17 protein-coding genes are annotated in these 14,586 nt (G+C 54.7%); 15 read left to right on the plus strand and 2 right to left on the minus strand.

Annotated elements, in window-relative coordinates; translation table 11 throughout:
* Position 1 precedes the first annotated feature (1 nt).
* The 8 genes from ACTH5D_RS09965 to ACTH5D_RS10000 all read left to right on the plus strand — a co-directional run bounded on the left by ACTH5D_RS09965 (position 2) and on the right by ACTH5D_RS10000 (position 6,450).
* Positions 2–298 carry a hypothetical protein gene (locus ACTH5D_RS09965; RefSeq protein ID WP_441670788.1) on the plus strand — a complete coding sequence of 99 codons (297 nt, stop codon included), beginning with the start codon at positions 2–4 and terminating at the stop codon, positions 296–298.
* A gap of 166 nt (positions 299–464) precedes the next feature.
* Entirely contained in the window at positions 465–1,574 is a 1,110-nt protein-coding gene (locus ACTH5D_RS09970) for a heparan-alpha-glucosaminide N-acetyltransferase domain-containing protein (protein WP_441670757.1), read from the plus strand.
* A 58-nt stretch (positions 1,575–1,632) separates the two neighbouring features.
* A complete protein-coding gene (locus ACTH5D_RS09975; protein WP_441670759.1) occupies positions 1,633–2,793 on the plus strand; it encodes a serine hydrolase in 1,161 nt (386 codons plus the stop codon).
* A 68-nt stretch (positions 2,794–2,861) separates the two neighbouring features.
* On the plus strand, positions 2,862–3,140 hold the full coding sequence (locus ACTH5D_RS09980) for a peptidylprolyl isomerase (RefSeq protein ID WP_096277871.1): 279 nt from the start codon (positions 2,862–2,864) through the stop codon (positions 3,138–3,140).
* Between the two features lie 70 nt (positions 3,141–3,210).
* Positions 3,211–4,146 carry an ABC transporter ATP-binding protein gene (locus ACTH5D_RS09985; RefSeq protein ID WP_441670762.1) on the plus strand — a complete coding sequence of 312 codons (936 nt, stop codon included), beginning with the start codon at positions 3,211–3,213 and terminating at the stop codon, positions 4,144–4,146.
* The gene (locus tag ACTH5D_RS09990) at positions 4,143–4,904 is read left to right on the plus strand and encodes an ABC transporter permease (protein WP_441670764.1); all 762 of its coding nucleotides are present in this window, start codon (positions 4,143–4,145) and stop codon (positions 4,902–4,904) included. The genes ACTH5D_RS09985 and ACTH5D_RS09990 overlap by 4 nt, the downstream gene beginning before the upstream one ends.
* Before the next feature lie 35 nt (positions 4,905–4,939).
* The gene (locus ACTH5D_RS09995; RefSeq protein ID WP_441670766.1) at positions 4,940–5,962 is read left to right on the plus strand and encodes a nucleoid-associated protein; all 1,023 of its coding nucleotides are present in this window, start codon (positions 4,940–4,942) and stop codon (positions 5,960–5,962) included.
* A 35-nt stretch (positions 5,963–5,997) separates the two neighbouring features.
* Complete coding sequence (locus tag ACTH5D_RS10000; RefSeq protein ID WP_441670768.1) at positions 5,998–6,450, plus strand: TerB family tellurite resistance protein; 453 nt, start codon at positions 5,998–6,000, stop codon at positions 6,448–6,450.
* Positions 6,451–6,453: 3 nt separating this feature from the next.
* Here ACTH5D_RS10000 and ACTH5D_RS10005 read toward each other — a convergent pair whose 3' ends face one another.
* Together ACTH5D_RS10005 and ACTH5D_RS10010 are read right to left on the minus strand one after the other, a co-directional pair.
* Positions 6,454–7,470, minus strand: coding sequence for a serine hydrolase domain-containing protein (locus ACTH5D_RS10005; RefSeq protein WP_441670770.1), 1,017 nt, complete (start codon positions 7,468–7,470; stop codon positions 6,454–6,456).
* Between the two features lie 437 nt (positions 7,471–7,907).
* Positions 7,908–8,240: a hypothetical protein gene (locus ACTH5D_RS10010; RefSeq protein ID WP_441670772.1), complete on the minus strand. Its 333-nt coding sequence runs from the start codon at positions 8,238–8,240 to the stop codon at positions 7,908–7,910.
* A gap of 408 nt (positions 8,241–8,648) precedes the next feature.
* Here ACTH5D_RS10010 and ACTH5D_RS10015 point away from each other — a divergent pair, with 408 nt between their 5' ends.
* From ACTH5D_RS10015 to ribF, 7 genes are all read left to right on the plus strand, one after another.
* Positions 8,649–9,419, plus strand: a complete 771-nt coding sequence (locus ACTH5D_RS10015) for an amino acid ABC transporter substrate-binding protein (RefSeq protein WP_441670774.1) — start codon at positions 8,649–8,651, stop codon at positions 9,417–9,419.
* Between the two features lie 105 nt (positions 9,420–9,524).
* Positions 9,525–10,193, plus strand: coding sequence for an amino acid ABC transporter permease (locus ACTH5D_RS10020; RefSeq protein ID WP_441670776.1), 669 nt, complete (start codon positions 9,525–9,527; stop codon positions 10,191–10,193).
* A complete protein-coding gene (locus ACTH5D_RS10025; protein WP_441670778.1) occupies positions 10,190–10,945 on the plus strand; it encodes an amino acid ABC transporter ATP-binding protein in 756 nt (251 codons plus the stop codon). Before ACTH5D_RS10020 ends, ACTH5D_RS10025 begins: the two co-directional genes overlap by 4 nt.
* Positions 10,946–10,974: 29 nt before the next feature.
* Complete coding sequence (gene cysQ, locus ACTH5D_RS10030) at positions 10,975–11,754, plus strand: 3'(2'),5'-bisphosphate nucleotidase CysQ (RefSeq protein ID WP_441670780.1); 780 nt, start codon at positions 10,975–10,977, stop codon at positions 11,752–11,754.
* A gap of 271 nt (positions 11,755–12,025) precedes the next feature.
* Positions 12,026–12,331 (plus strand): 30S ribosomal protein S20, encoded by a 306-nt coding sequence (gene rpsT / locus ACTH5D_RS10035; protein WP_441670782.1) that lies wholly within the window; start codon positions 12,026–12,028, stop codon positions 12,329–12,331.
* A 33-nt stretch (positions 12,332–12,364) separates the two neighbouring features.
* Entirely contained in the window at positions 12,365–13,948 is a 1,584-nt protein-coding gene (gene murJ / locus ACTH5D_RS10040) for a murein biosynthesis integral membrane protein MurJ (RefSeq protein WP_441670784.1), read from the plus strand.
* Between the two features lie 82 nt (positions 13,949–14,030).
* Positions 14,031–14,586, plus strand: a 556-nt coding sequence (gene ribF, locus ACTH5D_RS10045; protein WP_441670786.1) for a bifunctional riboflavin kinase/FMN adenylyltransferase, incomplete at its 3' end; no start/stop codon positions are given.

The following is a 14,586-nucleotide window of genomic DNA, read 5'->3' on the forward strand; positions in this document are numbered from 1 at the left end:
GATGAAGAAGGATTCTCTCAAGAAGCTTGGCATCCTAGGTGTATCGTTTGGTCTGATGGCTAGCCCGCTCGCATTTGCACAAATGGAAGGTAGTGGCACAGAGCAAGAACCGACACCGCAAGAAGAAACCATGCAAGACGATCAAGGTACCTACAACTCTTACGACACTGAGCAAGAGCAAGGCCAGGACGTAGGAACGGAGTATGAAGAGGAAGAGGAAGAATTCACTTTCGAAGAAGAGGAGGAAGAGCAAGAAGCCCCCCCCGCTGACGATCAGCAGGGCGATTCCGGGTGGTAATTGCGATCTTTAAGGAATAACTTTTCTCGGGCTCAAGGATGAGCCACAAAATGCCCCGTTCATTGCGGGGCATTTTTGTGCCTGACCGTTAAGGGGCGTCAACGTTAAGACGATCAACTAAGGCGCACGATATAATGGTGCATTGCTCCTCTACAAGGATGTCTCGATGCAGCTGACATGGTCGCAAATACCTCAATTGCCCAAAGCAGAGGGCCGTATACAGGCCATTGATTTGGCGCGTGGCCTGGCGATTGGCTTGATGATTATGAGTCACGCGGTCAGTGGGCTAGTCGGCATACGCAATGTGCCGGACTGGGGTATGGTGCCGATCCATTTTTTGACAAAATTTTCTTCCTCGCTGTTTATTTTAGTGTTCGGGATCGCTCTGGCCGTGGCATTTCTGTCGAATACCCAAAGTGATGATTGGCCTAAGCGCAGGCTCAAGCTTTGGCTGCGCGCTGTGGAAGTATGGTTCTGGTACAAAGCGCTGCTCGTGATTGAAATGCTGCCGTTCTATCCCGCCAGCGATATTGTTGATGCCTTGCTCTACGGGCGCTTTGCGATATGGACGGAAATCTTAGGCTTCTACGCTATCGCGCTGCTGTGGGTGCCGCTGATATTACCGCTATGGGCGCGGGCGCCGCTGTGGAGCCGCCTCGCCGCTATTGGTGTCTTCATCGTGCTAACGGTGTGGCTGCAGAGTCTCACCTTCGGTGGTAACGACATTCTGAAAGCGCTGCTGGTCGACCACGAAGACCACTACGCATGGGGGCAGATTAGCCGTGCACCGCTGATTTTAGTCGGGCTGCTTATTGGTGAGGCGCTGCTGCGCTGCTACTTTGAACCCGTAGCGCGGCGTCGTTTAGTGCTTACGCTGTTGGGGCTTGGGGCGCTCATGGTCGGTGGATTTTATGCCTTAGCATTGGCCAGCGGCGATGTGCACGCGGCCATGCTGGCGGTGGCTAATAACGTTGGCAAGCATCCGCCAGGGCTTGAGTTTATGCTGTTTAGCTTGGGCGGTGCGCTGGTACTGTTAGCCCTTGCACTTGCCGGGGGCGCCCGTGCCGCCAAGCTGTTAATGCCGCTGACCATGATTGGCACCGATGCGCTGAAGGCGTTTATTTTCCACATTGTGATGATTTTCTTGGTGCTGCGCTTTCTATTGCAAGGCGAGAGCCTTTACAGCTATCCACAGGCGCTCGGTATTGGCGGGCTGTTGATAATCGGTGCTGCCGCATGGATTTGGGTGATCCGTTGGATGGCCGCTCATCGCTGATTTTTACATAAAGCATAAAGAGGTAACGCATTTGCGACACTGGATATGGCGTGGGTTAATGGCGCTAGCGCTTCTCATCGTAGCTCTTCCCATCGTACTGCCTGCCTTCGCGCAGGCTAACGAGACTAATGGGTACGAGACCAATTGGTACGATACTAACGGGTACTACGAGGTAGATAAGCGCAGCACTTGGCAGGGCGATTTAACTGCTCGACTGCAGGCTATCGAAGGTGTGTTTGGCGGCCAGCTGGGCGTTTATGTACAGAACCTGGCCACTGGCGAAGCCTACTCTTGGCGTGCTGATGACCCTTGGTATTTGGCCTCGCTGATTAAGGTGCCGGTAGCGGTCCAGGTGCTGGCAGAGCGCCAAGCGGGCACGCTCACCCTAGATGAGCGCTTAACGCTTGCGCGCAGCGACTTTGTCGATGGCGCGGGCCCCACCAATTGGCACGACCCCGGCACGCCGATTTCTATTCGTTACTTGATGGAGCAAATGATTACCGTCAGCGATAACACCGCCACCGATATGCTGATTGACCGAGTAGGGCTGGCGGCGGTTAATGCGCGTGCACGGAGGATGATCGCAGCAAGCGGCGGCGATCCCTCTGAAATTGGCCCTATTACTAAGCTAGTCGGCGTACGCCAAGGTATTTATGGCCAGCTGCACCCCGATGCTCGTGCGCTGAGCGGTGTGGACTTCATGGCGCTGCGTCAACACGCGGTGAGCCAGCGTCCACAAGCGCTAGCCCGCGCGCTGGGGGTGAGTACCGACACCTTCGCGCAGCCGGATTACGACCACGCCTTTGATGCCTACGAAGCCACGGGCGAAAATATCGGTACGCTGAGTGCTTACGGGGATTTACTGGCGAGCCTGTACGGCGCGCAGCAGGGTCTTTCACAAGAGCAGCACGGCCCGGACAATCTAGATGCCGAGCAGCGCCAAGTGCTATTAGAGGTGATGCGGCGAACGAGCTCCGGCAAGCAGCGCCTCAAGGCGGGCTTGGGTGAAGGCATTAACTTCGCGCATAAAACCGGTACTCAGCAGCGGCGCAGCTGCGATGCGGGCATTGCCGAGCGCGAACAGGCCGATATTAACGCCGATGGCCCCTGGGTGATTGTTAGCTGTATGCGCGGCCCTATGGCCTTAAGCGCCCATGAACGGGCGATGGCAAGCGTAGGTGAAGCGTTACGCCGCAGTGGTGCTCTTGGCAGGCCATGATAAACTAGTCCGTCCTCGTTTCCGTCGGCATCAAAACGGCGACGAAAAAACCACTTTAGGAGCAATTTATGTCACGCGCCAGCGCCCGCCACATTTTGGTCAGCAGTGAAGAACAGTGCCTAGCACTTAAAAAAGAAATTGAGAGCGGCAGCGATTTTGCTGACGTCGCTAAGCAGCATTCTAGCTGCCCTTCTAGCCGCCAAGGCGGTGATCTGGGAACTTTCGGCCCCGGTCAAATGGTGCCTGAGTTCGACAAAGTCGTATTCAACGACGAAGTAGGCCAAGTACACGGCCCGGTCAAAACACAGTTCGGTTACCACCTGCTAGAAATCACCAGCCGCAGCTAATGTCCGCAACGTTTGCCTGAAGGCCGTCAAGCGCCGCGACCCTTTGAGGGTGCGGCGTGGGGAGTACGCCTTGAACGATCCAATTATTACCATTAACGGCCTGAACAAAACCTATGCAGGTGGCTTTCAGGCGTTAACCCGTGTCGATTTAACGATTCAGCGCGGTGAAATATTTGCCCTGCTCGGCCCCAACGGGGCGGGCAAAACAACCCTGATTAGCGTGGTATGTGGCTTGGTCAATCCGACCGCTGGCCACGTCGTCATCGACGGTTTTGATAACGTCAGCCAGTACCGCCAAGCCCGCGAACGAATTGGGCTGGTACCGCAAGAGCTCACTAACGAAGCGTTTGAAACGGTGTGGAACACGGTCAGTTTCAGCCGAGGCCTGTTTGGCAAGCCATCCAACCCTGCACATATCGAAAAAGTGCTGAAATCGCTGGCGCTGTGGGATAAACGCCACAACCGGCTAATGACGCTGTCAGGTGGCATGAAGCGCAGGGTGCTAATTGCTAAGGCGCTTTCGCATGAGCCGCGCATTCTGTTTCTAGATGAGCCCACCGCTGGCGTTGATGTTGAGCTACGCCGCGAGATGTGGGAAGTAGTACGCCAGCTGCGCGACAACGGCGTCACCATTATTTTAACCACGCACTATATCGAAGAAGCAGAAGAGATGGCCGATCGTATCGGGGTCATCAATCATGGCGAGATAGTGCTGGTTGAAGAGAAAGCGGTATTGATGAGTAAGCTAGGCAGCAAGCAGCTAACGCTTAATCTACAAACACCGCTTACCGAGGTGCCCGCAGCGCTGCAACGCTTCGAGCTAAGCTTGGCAGTAGAAGGCCATGAGCTTATTTATACCTATGACGGCCGCCAAGAAGAAGACGGGCGGGGCATGTCAGAACTGCTGAGCGCTTTAGAGCGTGAAGGGGTTGCCTTTAAAGACCTCAACACCCGGCAAAGCTCGCTTGAAGATATTTTCGTCGATTTAGTTAAGGAGCGCGCATGAACCTTCATCCCGTTCGCGCCATTTACATGGCGGAAATGGCCCGCACGCGCCGCACCTTGCTGCAAAGTATCGTTTCGCCCGTGATTTCCACCTCGCTATACTTTGTGGTATTTGGCGCCGCGATTGGCTCGCGCATCAGTGAGATCAACGGAGTCAGCTACGGGGCGTTTATTGTGCCAGGGTTGATTATGCTGATGCTACTGACGCAAAGTGTTTCCAACGCGTCGTTTGGGATCTTTTTTCCCAAGTTTTCCGGCAGTATTTACGAGCTGCTTTCAGCGCCTATTTCGCACCTTGAAATTGTGATTGGCTACGTAGGGGCGGCGGCCTCGAAATCGATTCTGCTGGGGCTGATTATTTTAGCCACCTCAAACTTTTTCGTGCCGCTAGAAATCGCCCATCCGTTTTGGATGCTGAGCTTTTTAGTGCTCACGGCCGTCACCTTTAGTCTGCTTGGTTTTATTATCGGTATTTGGGCCGATGGGTTTGACCGGCTGCAGCTTGTGCCGCTATTAGTCATCACGCCGCTGACATTTCTTGGGGGCAGTTTCTATTCCATCGATATGCTGCCGCCGTTTTGGCAAACCGTCACCTTAGCGAACCCCGTGGTGTACTTGGTGAGCGGTTTTCGCTGGAGTTTTTACGGCATTAGCGACGTAAGTCTTGCAGCTAGCGTGGGCATGATTGCGCTATTTCTAACGGCTTGCCTGGCCACTATTAGCTGGATGTTCCGCACCGGCTATCGCCTCAAGCCTTGAGTCAACTTCTAACCCTTGGACACTGATAAACCCCTATGCCGCTACTGCAAAGTATTGTGCACCGCCTTGACCCGACGCTAGACGGTGAGCGCTTAACCTTGACCGCCGCGCCGGGCACTTCAGAGCCGAATGCTTCAGAGTCCGGTGACGATCCGGTGATGACGAGCCTGGTAGGTGCGCTCAATGACACCTACAACACCAAGCCCAAGGGCTGGGGGCGCTTCGCGGAAGAGGGCGAACAGGCGGGGCCGCTGGCCATGTGGCTGCGCGACTACTTAGCCGGCGAGAAAAGCTTTGCTGAGCTTTCCGTTTCATTAGCTGAGCGGCTTGCCATGCAGCTTCAAGAGCAGCTGTCAGTTAGTGGCTATTTAGTGGTCAGCCATCAGCGCCAGGGCGATACGGAAGCGCTACTTATCGCGCTGGTTCATCAGCGTGAAGGCATTGGCATTAATCCTCAGCATCACGCCGTGCCCGCCGCCCAGCTCAACACTAGCCAGCTCACGTTAGCGGCGCGCATCAACCTCACCCAGTGGCAAAGCGATGCGCCCAACGCGCAGTACGTCTCGTTCTTGAAAGACCGTGGCGGTAAAAAGCTGGCTGAAGGCTTGACCGTGTTGCTAGGCATGGAGGAGGGCATAGACTCACCGGCTGAAACCCGCACGCTGCTCAAGGCGTTTAGCGACTACGTCGAAAAAGAAGATTACGATGAAGAAGTCAGCCGTGACAAAACCGACACGCTGGTGGACTACGCCCACGAGCAGCTGCGTCGCGGCGAGCCGATGACGCTTGAAGAACTCTCAGGGCTCGTCAATGAGCAGCAGCCTAAAGCGTTTTACGAGCATATCCGCAACGCTGATTACGGGCTCTCGCCGGAGATTCCGCCCGATAAGCGCACCTTAAGCCAGTTCCGGCGCTTTACCGGCCGCTCGGGGGGCGTTTCAATCAGCTTTGACTCGCACCTTCTGGGTTCCAGCATTGAATACGACGCCGCCCAAGACCGCTTGATCATCAAGCAAGTGCCCAAGCAGTTAAGAGAGCAACTTACCAAGCAGGATTAAGGCAAAAAGGCCTGTGGCTATCCAGGAGAACACCCATGCTGAACGCCATTAGTGATTTTTTCCAGCGCACCCTAGCGCAGCCAGAGCAGCGTGAAAATCACACCCTAACGCTGGAGCTAGCCACGGCGGCACTGCTGTGTGAAATCGTGCGGGCGGACTACAACACCACCGATGACGAGCTGGCCACCCTGCGCACTATGCTGCTGACTCGTTATCGGTTAAGCGAAAGCGCCACAGAAGAGCTGATGACGATGGCCGAGGCGCAGGTGGAAGACGCCGTTGATCATTACCAGTTTGTCAGCCTGATTAAAGAGCACTATAACTACGACCAGCGCTGCGAGCTCGTCGTGCTTATGTGGCAGCTAGCCTGGGTCGACGGCAGCGTTGACCCGTTAGAAGAGCATCGGATTCGCCGCTTGGCAGACTTACTGTACGTTAGCCACAGCGATTTTATTCGCACCAAGCTATTGGCGGAAGAAAGCCATTAACATTTATAGCGGTGATAAAAGCGTTTCGATCAGCCTATTCAACTGCTGCTGAAACTGCCCGCCCGGCGAGGGTGGGTTGGGGTCTGACGTAATCACCACGGTCATCGCCCGCTCGGGAATAACATAAAGCGCTTGGCCGCCGTAGCCACGCCCGTAGTACACGTCTGCTCCTGCCAGCTGGGTTATAAACCAACCAAAGCCATAACCGTCACCGGTCCAGGGTGATAAACCGCGCGGCAGCCACGAATCTGCTACCCAAGCTTCAGGCAGTACGCGCTGCGCATTGCCGCTGTCATCAAATACGATACCGTCGTTGCGGTATAGCTCACCTATTTCAATCAGCGCCCGCGGTGAAAGTTGCATATCATTGCCGCCAAAATAGATGCCCTGCGGATCACGTAACCAAGGGTGAATATTGATATTTAGCGGATCACCCAGCAAGCGCTGAGCAAGCGCATGACTGGTCTCGCCGCTGGCATGGGTGAGGGCCGCTGAAAGTAAGTGGCTGGTACCCGTTGAGTAGAGCATTTGCCCGCCGGGTTCATCTACAAACGGGCGTGTGATCGCATCGTTCACCCAGTTGGGGCTGGCAACCCAGGCGCTATAGTTGCTTCCCGATGTACGCTCTAGCCCGGCCTGCTGGGCCAGTAAATGCGCCACGGTGATCTCGTTAACCCGCGGGTCAGTACCGCTAGGAAGATGCTCGCCAAACAGCTCAACCATCGGCTGCTCAACGGACTTGATAACGCCCGCCTCAATCGCCGCGCCGGCAATAGCCGCAAGCACTGTTTTAGAAAGCGATTTAATGTTGGTAGCCGAGGCCACGCCCGGCCCGCCTTGGTGAATCTCATGGACAATATCGCCTTTGTAAGCCACCACGACATTATGCACGCGGTTTAGCGCAGCGGCCTGCTGATCAAGTGCCTGGAGAGCATTGGCAGAAGGTTCGTTCGCGGCGGCACTAAAGGTAGGAAATAACCACATAACAGCGAGCGAAATCGTTAAAACGTCAGAGCGCATTGCAATACCTTCGGTGTAGAGAATAAAGGTTCGAGCTTACAGGCAGCGTGGAGGTTCCGAATCTGCCATTAACCGTTGGGACAGATTCTTTTTAGTGGTCTGTCTCTTATGGTCAGGCGCTGTGCTGGTCAATGCGGAGCCTCGCTTACAAGCACATTTTGAGCCCCGAAACGCGTCAACACTACGCAAAAGGGTCAAAAGCCTGCTAGGATGTGGGTGCTAGCTCAAGGGTGAGCGACCCTTTGATTTTCCCTAAAACGCACTAAGCAAGGAGCGCCCTATGCGTAATATTATCTATATCATCGGTCTTATCGTGGTAGTTCTGTTCATTCTTTCGATGCTTGGTCTGCGTTAACACCATGACAAAAAAGCCCGCAGGTTTTATACCTGCGGGCTTTTTTTATGCGCTGCGTTCAGGTATTTCTATATGCGAGCTACTAGGCGCAGTCAGCCGCACCCTGTCCAAACATATCAAACATCAGCTCGCGGCCAAGGTGGGTTAGTACAAAGCAGCCATGCTCGTTGAACGTAGCGGCTTCGCTGGTTTCCAGCACCTGTTGGCAGATTTCCCAGGTAGGGGCAGCCGCGCTTAATGCTAGCAGCTCGCGGCGGGTTAAGCCGCGCTGGGGCAGGGTAATGGTTTCTAACACATGGCCATGGTCGTAAAGCAGCTCGGCGGCAATCGATAAACACTGACGAAGGCTGCGCTGTACATGCGCAAGAGGCACGGGCGCTTTTATTTGCTCGGGAGGCATTAGTAGTGAAGGCATCAAATGTTCTCCAGCAGTCAGCCCAAGGTGGGCTTGTGTAGTGCATTATAGACTAAGGTCTAAGCTGGGCCAATATCTAGATTGGACCAATGTCTGTTGTGGAGTGGCCTATGAAAAAGAATAGACGTTGGCCAGATTAGGCAAGAGGGGGCATTTGCTTTCACTAGCCTTAACCTGCGGGATTGGACAACAGTGATTGCTGGCAAGGCAAAAGTTTAACAATGCCGGGCCTGCTATCAGCCGCTACTGTGGGATGAGCTGCTTGATAAGGTCGAGCCGGGCGCCTCAGCGGGCAATATATTCAAAAAAAGAATAAAAAGAAGATTTAATATCCCTTTGTTCGTTTTTGTTTGAGGGAGTAAGATAATCTTCATTAGCCTTTTGGCCACTTAAGAAGGAAGCAAATGTATGCGATTAGCGCGCCAATTTAACCTTACTCTTGCAGCACTCTCACTCAGCATTGCAGGTGGTTTGTTTGCTGCTTCAGTCCAAGCGGATACATTACGCGTGGGCATGTCTGGGGGCTATTTCCCGTTCACCTACGTTGAGCAAGACGAGCTGAGAGGCTTTGAGGTTGACGTCATGAACGCGGTGGGTGAGCTTTCTGGTGACGATATCGAGTTCGTTACTGCAAGCTTTTCTGGCTTGGCGGGTATGCTGGAGTCTGGGCGTATCGATACGATTGCCAACCAGATCACCATCACTCCCGAACGCGAAGCCAAGTACGTGTTTACCGCGCCCTATGTGTATGACGGGGCACAGGTGGTTGTGAAGGCAGGCAATGATGCCATTGAAGGCGTTGCAGATTTGTCCGGCAAAAGCGTTGCGGTGAACCTTGGCTCTAACTACGAACAACTGCTGCGGGAACAGCCCAATGCCGATGAAATTGACATTCGTACCTACGAGTCTAACGTTGAGCAGGATGTGGCCCTGGGCCGTGTTGATGCCTTCGTGATGGACCGCGTGAGTGCATCGCAGGTCATTGGCGAGCGGGGTTTACCGTTGATGCTGGCAGGCCAGCCGTTTACCACTATCGAAAACGCACTGCCGTTTCGCGATGACGAAGCGGGTCGTGAACAGCGTGACCGTGTTGATGCGGCACTGACAGAACTGCGTGAAAACGGAGCGCTGCGCGAGCTATCTGAAAAGTGGTTTAATACGGATATCACTCAGCCGTAATGATTGGCTTAACCTGTTGAACACGGCCGTGGCATTGCCACGGCCGTTTGTTTATAAGCGAAGTAGCGATGTTTACTGACATGTTTACTGGTACGTTTAACTACCATGCTTAATCTTGAATATATGTGGGGGCTGCTGCCGGTTCTGCTGCGCTATTTGCCCCTCACCCTTCAAATGGCGACGACTGCCATGTTCTTTGCGCTGATTTTGGCATGCCTGTTGGCGGTCGTGCGCGTATCAAAAGTGCCGGTGTTAAACGGGTTTTCAATGCTGTTTATCTCGTTTTTCCGCGGTACGCCGCTGCTCGTTCAGCTGTTTTTGTTCTACTACGGTTTGCCGCAGCTGGTGGAAGCGTTGGTCTCGATTAATGGCGTGACGGCGGCGGTATTAGGAATCACGCTACACTTTTCTGCTTACATGGCCGAGTCTATTCGCGCCGCGATTGTGGGAATAGACCGCAGTCAAGCCGAAGCCGCGCTCTCCATCGGCATGACACAACCGCAACTGATGCGGCGGATTATTTTGCCGCAAGCTACCCGTGTAGCTACGCCCACGCTGATGAACTATTTCATCGATATGATTAAAGCGACCTCGCTGGCGTTTACGTTGGGGGTTACTGAGCTAATGGGTGCGACACAAAAAGAGGCCGCAGGCAGCTTTCTGTATTTAGAGGCGTTCTTGCTGGTGGCGCTTATCTATTGGGCGGTGGTGGAAGTGCTTTCCTGGGGGCAGCGCCGGTTAGAAACGTATCTGAATAAGGCCTACCAACGATGATTTCGCTGCAAGGCATTACCAAGCGCTTTGGCACTCATACGGTGTTTCACAATGTTGATTTAAGCCTTTCGCAAGGCGAGATCATCGTGATCATTGGCCCTTCAGGCACCGGTAAGTCAACGCTGCTGCGCTGTATTAACTTCCTTGAACGGCCGGATTCAGGCCGCCTGCAGGTGGGCGGCCTGAGTATCGACACGCAGCGCGCCAGCCGTGCAGATATTCTTGCCCTGCGCCGTCGTACGGCGTTCGTGTTTCAGAGCTACGGCCTATTTGCCAATAAAACCGCGCTTGAGAACATCAGCGAAGGCATGATCGTGGTGGATAAGCTGTCCAAAGCGAAGGCGCATGCGCGCGCCAGGGAAATTCTGGAGCGAATCGGTTTGGCTGATAAAGCCGATGCTTACCCGGCCTCGCTTTCCGGCGGCCAGCAGCAGCGGGTAGGTATTGGCCGGGCCATGGCGGCCAATGCCGATGTGATTTTATTTGATGAGCCTACTTCGTCCCTTGATCCGCAGTGGGTAGAGGAGGTGTTGAGCCTGATGAAGCAGTTGGCGGTTGAGCGCCAAACGATGATCGTCGTGACCCATGAAATGCAGTTCGCCAGAGAGGTCGCCGACCGCGTGGTATTCATGGATGACGGCGGTATCGTTGAGCAGGGCCCGCCTGAAACGCTATTTACCGCGCCCAAAGATGAACGAACGCGGCACTTTTTACGCAAAATTTTAGCTCCCTCGGGGCAGTCTGTGCCGTAAGCGCTGAACGTATATTGTCTGAGAATGAAATGCCGACACTGACCAAAGCGTTACTTGAAAACGTTGAGCAACTGGCTGTTAAGGCGGGCGAGGCGATTATGCAGGTGTATCGCCGTGATTTTGACGTTGAGCTAAAGGCTGACCATAGCCCGCTGACCGAGGCAGACAAAGCGGCACATGTGATTATCGTGCGGGGTTTGCAGGCGCTGACGCCTAACGTGCCGGTGCTCTCTGAAGAAGATACCCAGCGCTTTGAAGGTGCTAACGGCGAAGGGTTTTATTGGCTGGTCGACCCGTTGGATGGCACTAAAGAATTTATTAAGCGTAACCATGAATTTACCGTCAATATTGCGCTAATCGAACACGGGCAACCGGTGTTGGGCGTGGTGGTGGCGCCGGCTTTATCGCTTACCTATTTAGCCGCCAATGGCCTAGGCGCATTTAAAGTTGCCGAAGGCGGGCAGTATGTGAAGATTCATACCGCCCCCGCGCCGCTAGAAGGGCAGTCATGGCGCGTGCTGGGTAGCCGCTCGCACCCTGATACGCGGATGTCAGATTGGTTGGCGGCGCTTGGAAAACATAGCGTTCAGCCGATGGGTAGCTCGTTAAAGTCATGCTTGATCGCCGAAGGCCGCGCCGATGTTTACCCACGTTTTGGGCCAACCAGTCTGTGGGATACGGCCGCCGCCCAGTTGATTGTTGAGCAGGCGGGCGGGCGCGTGGTGACATTAGGCGGAAAGCCTTTGTGCTACGCCGATCCCTCGCAAGTGCTGAATCCTGATTTTGTAGTGTGGGGAGGTTCTGTCTAGTGCTGTGTGGTTCTATTTCGTGTGGAATGCTCTGCTTTACCGTCGCCGGCGTATTGACAACCGCTAGCAAGCACGCGTAGCGCGTGATAAACTACGCCATCCTGTTAGGCAAGGATTTTGAAAAGGCAGTGCTAAGCAGCTGTCTTTTATGATTTTTTTGCAGGATTAGTTTTGTAGGGTGAAACGTCGCGCTGTGATAGCGCAGCCGATGAATACATATTTAATTTCGTTGTCGCTTATCGGCAACCTTTATTCTCCAAGGAGATACCCTGTGGCGAACAGCAAGCAAGCACGCAAGCGCGCCCGCCAGGCCGAGACACGTCGCGTCCTGAAATCCAGCCAGCGCAGCATGGTCCGCACCTACATTAAGCGTGTAGTGAAAGCGATCGGCACCGGCGACCACGCTAAGGCAATGGAAGAGTTCAAGGCTATGCAGCCGGTCGTTGACCGTATTGCAGACAAAGACGTGCTGTCTAAGAAGAAAGCAGCTCGCCTGAAGAGCCGTCAGGCGCCACAAAAAAACCGGCTGCGGCCGGTTTTTTTGTGTCTGAATGGTTTCTCTAGTTACGATTACTAGATACGTTTTTTTGGCGGGGTTTCTGGATAGCTTATGACGGCGACAAAAACACCCAATACTTCCCCCGATGCCTCGTCAGCCCGCCGTGGGCTAATGCGCTCTGGTCTCGTGGTGAGCGTAATGACCATGCTGTCGAGGGTGATGGGGCTTGCGCGTGATGTGGTGGTCGCTACGCTTTTAGGGGCAGGCGGCGGTGCCGATGCGTTTTTCGTCGCGTTTAAAATACCCAATTTCCTGCGCAGGCTGTTTGCGGAAGGGGCCTTCAACCAGGCCTTTGTGCCGGTGCTTTCAGAGTATTCTACCCAGCGTAATCGAGAAGACATTCGTGAGCTGCTGAACGCTACCGCCGGCAGCTTAACCGCGGTATTGGCGCTGATTACCGCCGTGGCGATGCTCTGCGCGCCGTGGCTTATTTGGGTGTTTGCCCCCGGCTTTGGGCGTGACCCTGAAAAGCTGGCGCTAACCGCGGATATGCTGCGGCTAACGTTCCCCTATTTACTACTGATTTCGCTCACTGCGTTTTCCGGCAGCGTCATGAATACCTGGAACCGCTTTGCGGTACCCGCCTTTACGCCGGTGCTGCTTAATCTTTCGCTAATCGGCGCAGCGCTGTTCTTAATGCCGATGATGGAAGAGCCGGCCATGGCGCTGGCCTGGGGCGTGCTGATTGCCGGGATTGCGCAGTTGGCCTTTCAAGTGCCGTTTTTACTGCGCTTAGGGCTGATGCCCACGCCATGGCCCAATTTTGCCCACGAAGGCGTGCGGCGGATTCTAAAACTGATGGGCCCGGCACTGTTTGGTGTGTCGGTGTCGCAAATTAATTTATTGCTGGATACCGTGCTGGCCTCATTGCTGGCCGCGGGCAGCGTGTCGTGGCTTTATTATTCAGACCGCCTCGTTGAACTACCGCTTGGCGTTTTCGGGGTGGCGATTGGTACTGTGATATTGCCCGCGCTGTCGAAGCGCCACGCCGACCAGTCCAAAGAGCACTTTGCGGCGATGCTTGATTGGGCTATTCGCATTGTATTATTGCTAGGCTTGCCGGCCGCGCTGGCGCTGGCGGTGTTGGCGGAGCCACTGTTGATTACGCTATTTCATTATGGCGCGATGACCGACAACGACATTCAAATGGCGGCAATGAGCCTGCGGGCATACGCCTTCGGCCTCGTCGCGTTTATGCTGATTAAAGTGCTGGCACCGGGGTTTTTCGCTCGCCAAGATACGCGTACCCCGGTGAAGGTTGGCATTATTGCCATGGTCGCTAATATGGCCCTGAACCTTGTTCTGATTTGGCCGCTGGCTCATGCAGGGCTGGCGCTCGCGACGGCACTTTCTGCATTCCTAAATGCTGGCTTGCTGGGTTATTTGCTGCATAAACAGGGTGTGTTGGTCTTTCAGCCTGGCTGGAAACGCTACGCTATACAGCTGGTGGGCGGCAGTGCGCTAATGTGTGGGGCGCTTTATTTTGTCGCCCCTGACTGGCAGGCATGGCTGACTTTTAGCCTTTGGCAGCGGATAGCCTGGGTGAGCGGTTTAGTAATGATGGGCGGCTCGCTTTACGCAGCGTGGCTAGTGGCATTTGGACTGCGCTTTCGGCATTTTAAAATGCAATCGTGAGACTGCGCGCTAGCGGGTGTATTTGTTACACGGCGTGTTCGTTATAATCAGAGGCTTTATGTCCTCTAACGGCTGAGGTGCCATGCGCGTCATTCGAGGTCTGCACAACTTAAAAGCGGCTCATCGTGGCTGCGTTGCAACGATCGGAAACTTCGATGGGGTGCATCGCGGCCATCAAGCCATTCTTCAGCAGTGCCGCGAGCATGCGGCGCGCTGGAATGTGCCGCTTACCGTGGTGGTGTTTGAACCCCAGCCACGCGAGTTTTTTGCCGGTGATCAAGCGCCGCCACGCTTAACGCGGCTGCGTGAAAAAGTCCGCCTACTGCGTGATTTCGGCGCCGAGCAGGTGCTGGTGCTGCCGTTTAACGAGGCGCTGCGCAGCCTGACCGGGCGTGAGTTTATCGATCAGGTGCTGATTGATGGCTTGGGCGTTAAGCATCTTGTGGTGGGCGATGACTTTCGCTTTGGCTGCGATCGTCTTGGTGATTTCGCGCTGCTGGCAGACGTCGGCAGCACCCAGGGTTTTGGCGTAGAGCACACACGCACCTTCACCGTGGACGACGAGCGCGTTTCCAGTACGCGGGTACGCACCTTGCTGGCCAGTGGCAATTTTTCCGCCGCTGCGCGCTTGCTGGGTC

This window comes from Halomonas sp. (genome assembly GCF_052095695.1).
Classification (GTDB): Bacteria; Pseudomonadota; Gammaproteobacteria; order Pseudomonadales; family Halomonadaceae; genus Vreelandella.

What these genes read in the sequence shown, in the direction of transcription:
- ACTH5D_RS09970 (WP_441670757.1), top strand. Translation starts at nt 465, where the DNA reads ATGCAGCTGACATGGTCGCAAATACCTCAATTGCCCAAAGCAGAGGGC.
- ACTH5D_RS10005 (WP_441670770.1), bottom strand. Translation starts at nt 7,470, where the DNA reads ATGCGCTCTGACGTTTTAACGATTTCGCTCGCTGTTATGTGGTTATTT.
- ACTH5D_RS10015 (WP_441670774.1), top strand. Translation starts at nt 8,649, where the DNA reads ATGCGATTAGCGCGCCAATTTAACCTTACTCTTGCAGCACTCTCACTC.
- ACTH5D_RS09975 (WP_441670759.1), top strand. Translation starts at nt 1,633, where the DNA reads ATGGCGCTAGCGCTTCTCATCGTAGCTCTTCCCATCGTACTGCCTGCC.
- ACTH5D_RS10020 (WP_441670776.1), top strand. Translation starts at nt 9,525, where the DNA reads ATGCTTAATCTTGAATATATGTGGGGGCTGCTGCCGGTTCTGCTGCGC.
- ACTH5D_RS10025 (WP_441670778.1), top strand. Translation starts at nt 10,190, where the DNA reads ATGATTTCGCTGCAAGGCATTACCAAGCGCTTTGGCACTCATACGGTG.
- ACTH5D_RS09995 (WP_441670766.1), top strand. Translation starts at nt 4,940, where the DNA reads ATGCCGCTACTGCAAAGTATTGTGCACCGCCTTGACCCGACGCTAGAC.
- ACTH5D_RS10000 (WP_441670768.1), top strand. Translation starts at nt 5,998, where the DNA reads ATGCTGAACGCCATTAGTGATTTTTTCCAGCGCACCCTAGCGCAGCCA.
- murJ (WP_441670784.1), top strand. Translation starts at nt 12,365, where the DNA reads ATGACGGCGACAAAAACACCCAATACTTCCCCCGATGCCTCGTCAGCC.
- ACTH5D_RS09990 (WP_441670764.1), top strand. Translation starts at nt 4,143, where the DNA reads ATGAACCTTCATCCCGTTCGCGCCATTTACATGGCGGAAATGGCCCGC.
- ACTH5D_RS09980 (WP_096277871.1), top strand. Translation starts at nt 2,862, where the DNA reads ATGTCACGCGCCAGCGCCCGCCACATTTTGGTCAGCAGTGAAGAACAG.
- ACTH5D_RS10010 (WP_441670772.1), bottom strand. Translation starts at nt 8,240, where the DNA reads ATGCCTTCACTACTAATGCCTCCCGAGCAAATAAAAGCGCCCGTGCCT.
- cysQ (WP_441670780.1), top strand. Translation starts at nt 10,975, where the DNA reads ATGCCGACACTGACCAAAGCGTTACTTGAAAACGTTGAGCAACTGGCT.
- ACTH5D_RS09965 (WP_441670788.1), top strand. Translation starts at nt 2, where the DNA reads ATGAAGAAGGATTCTCTCAAGAAGCTTGGCATCCTAGGTGTATCGTTT.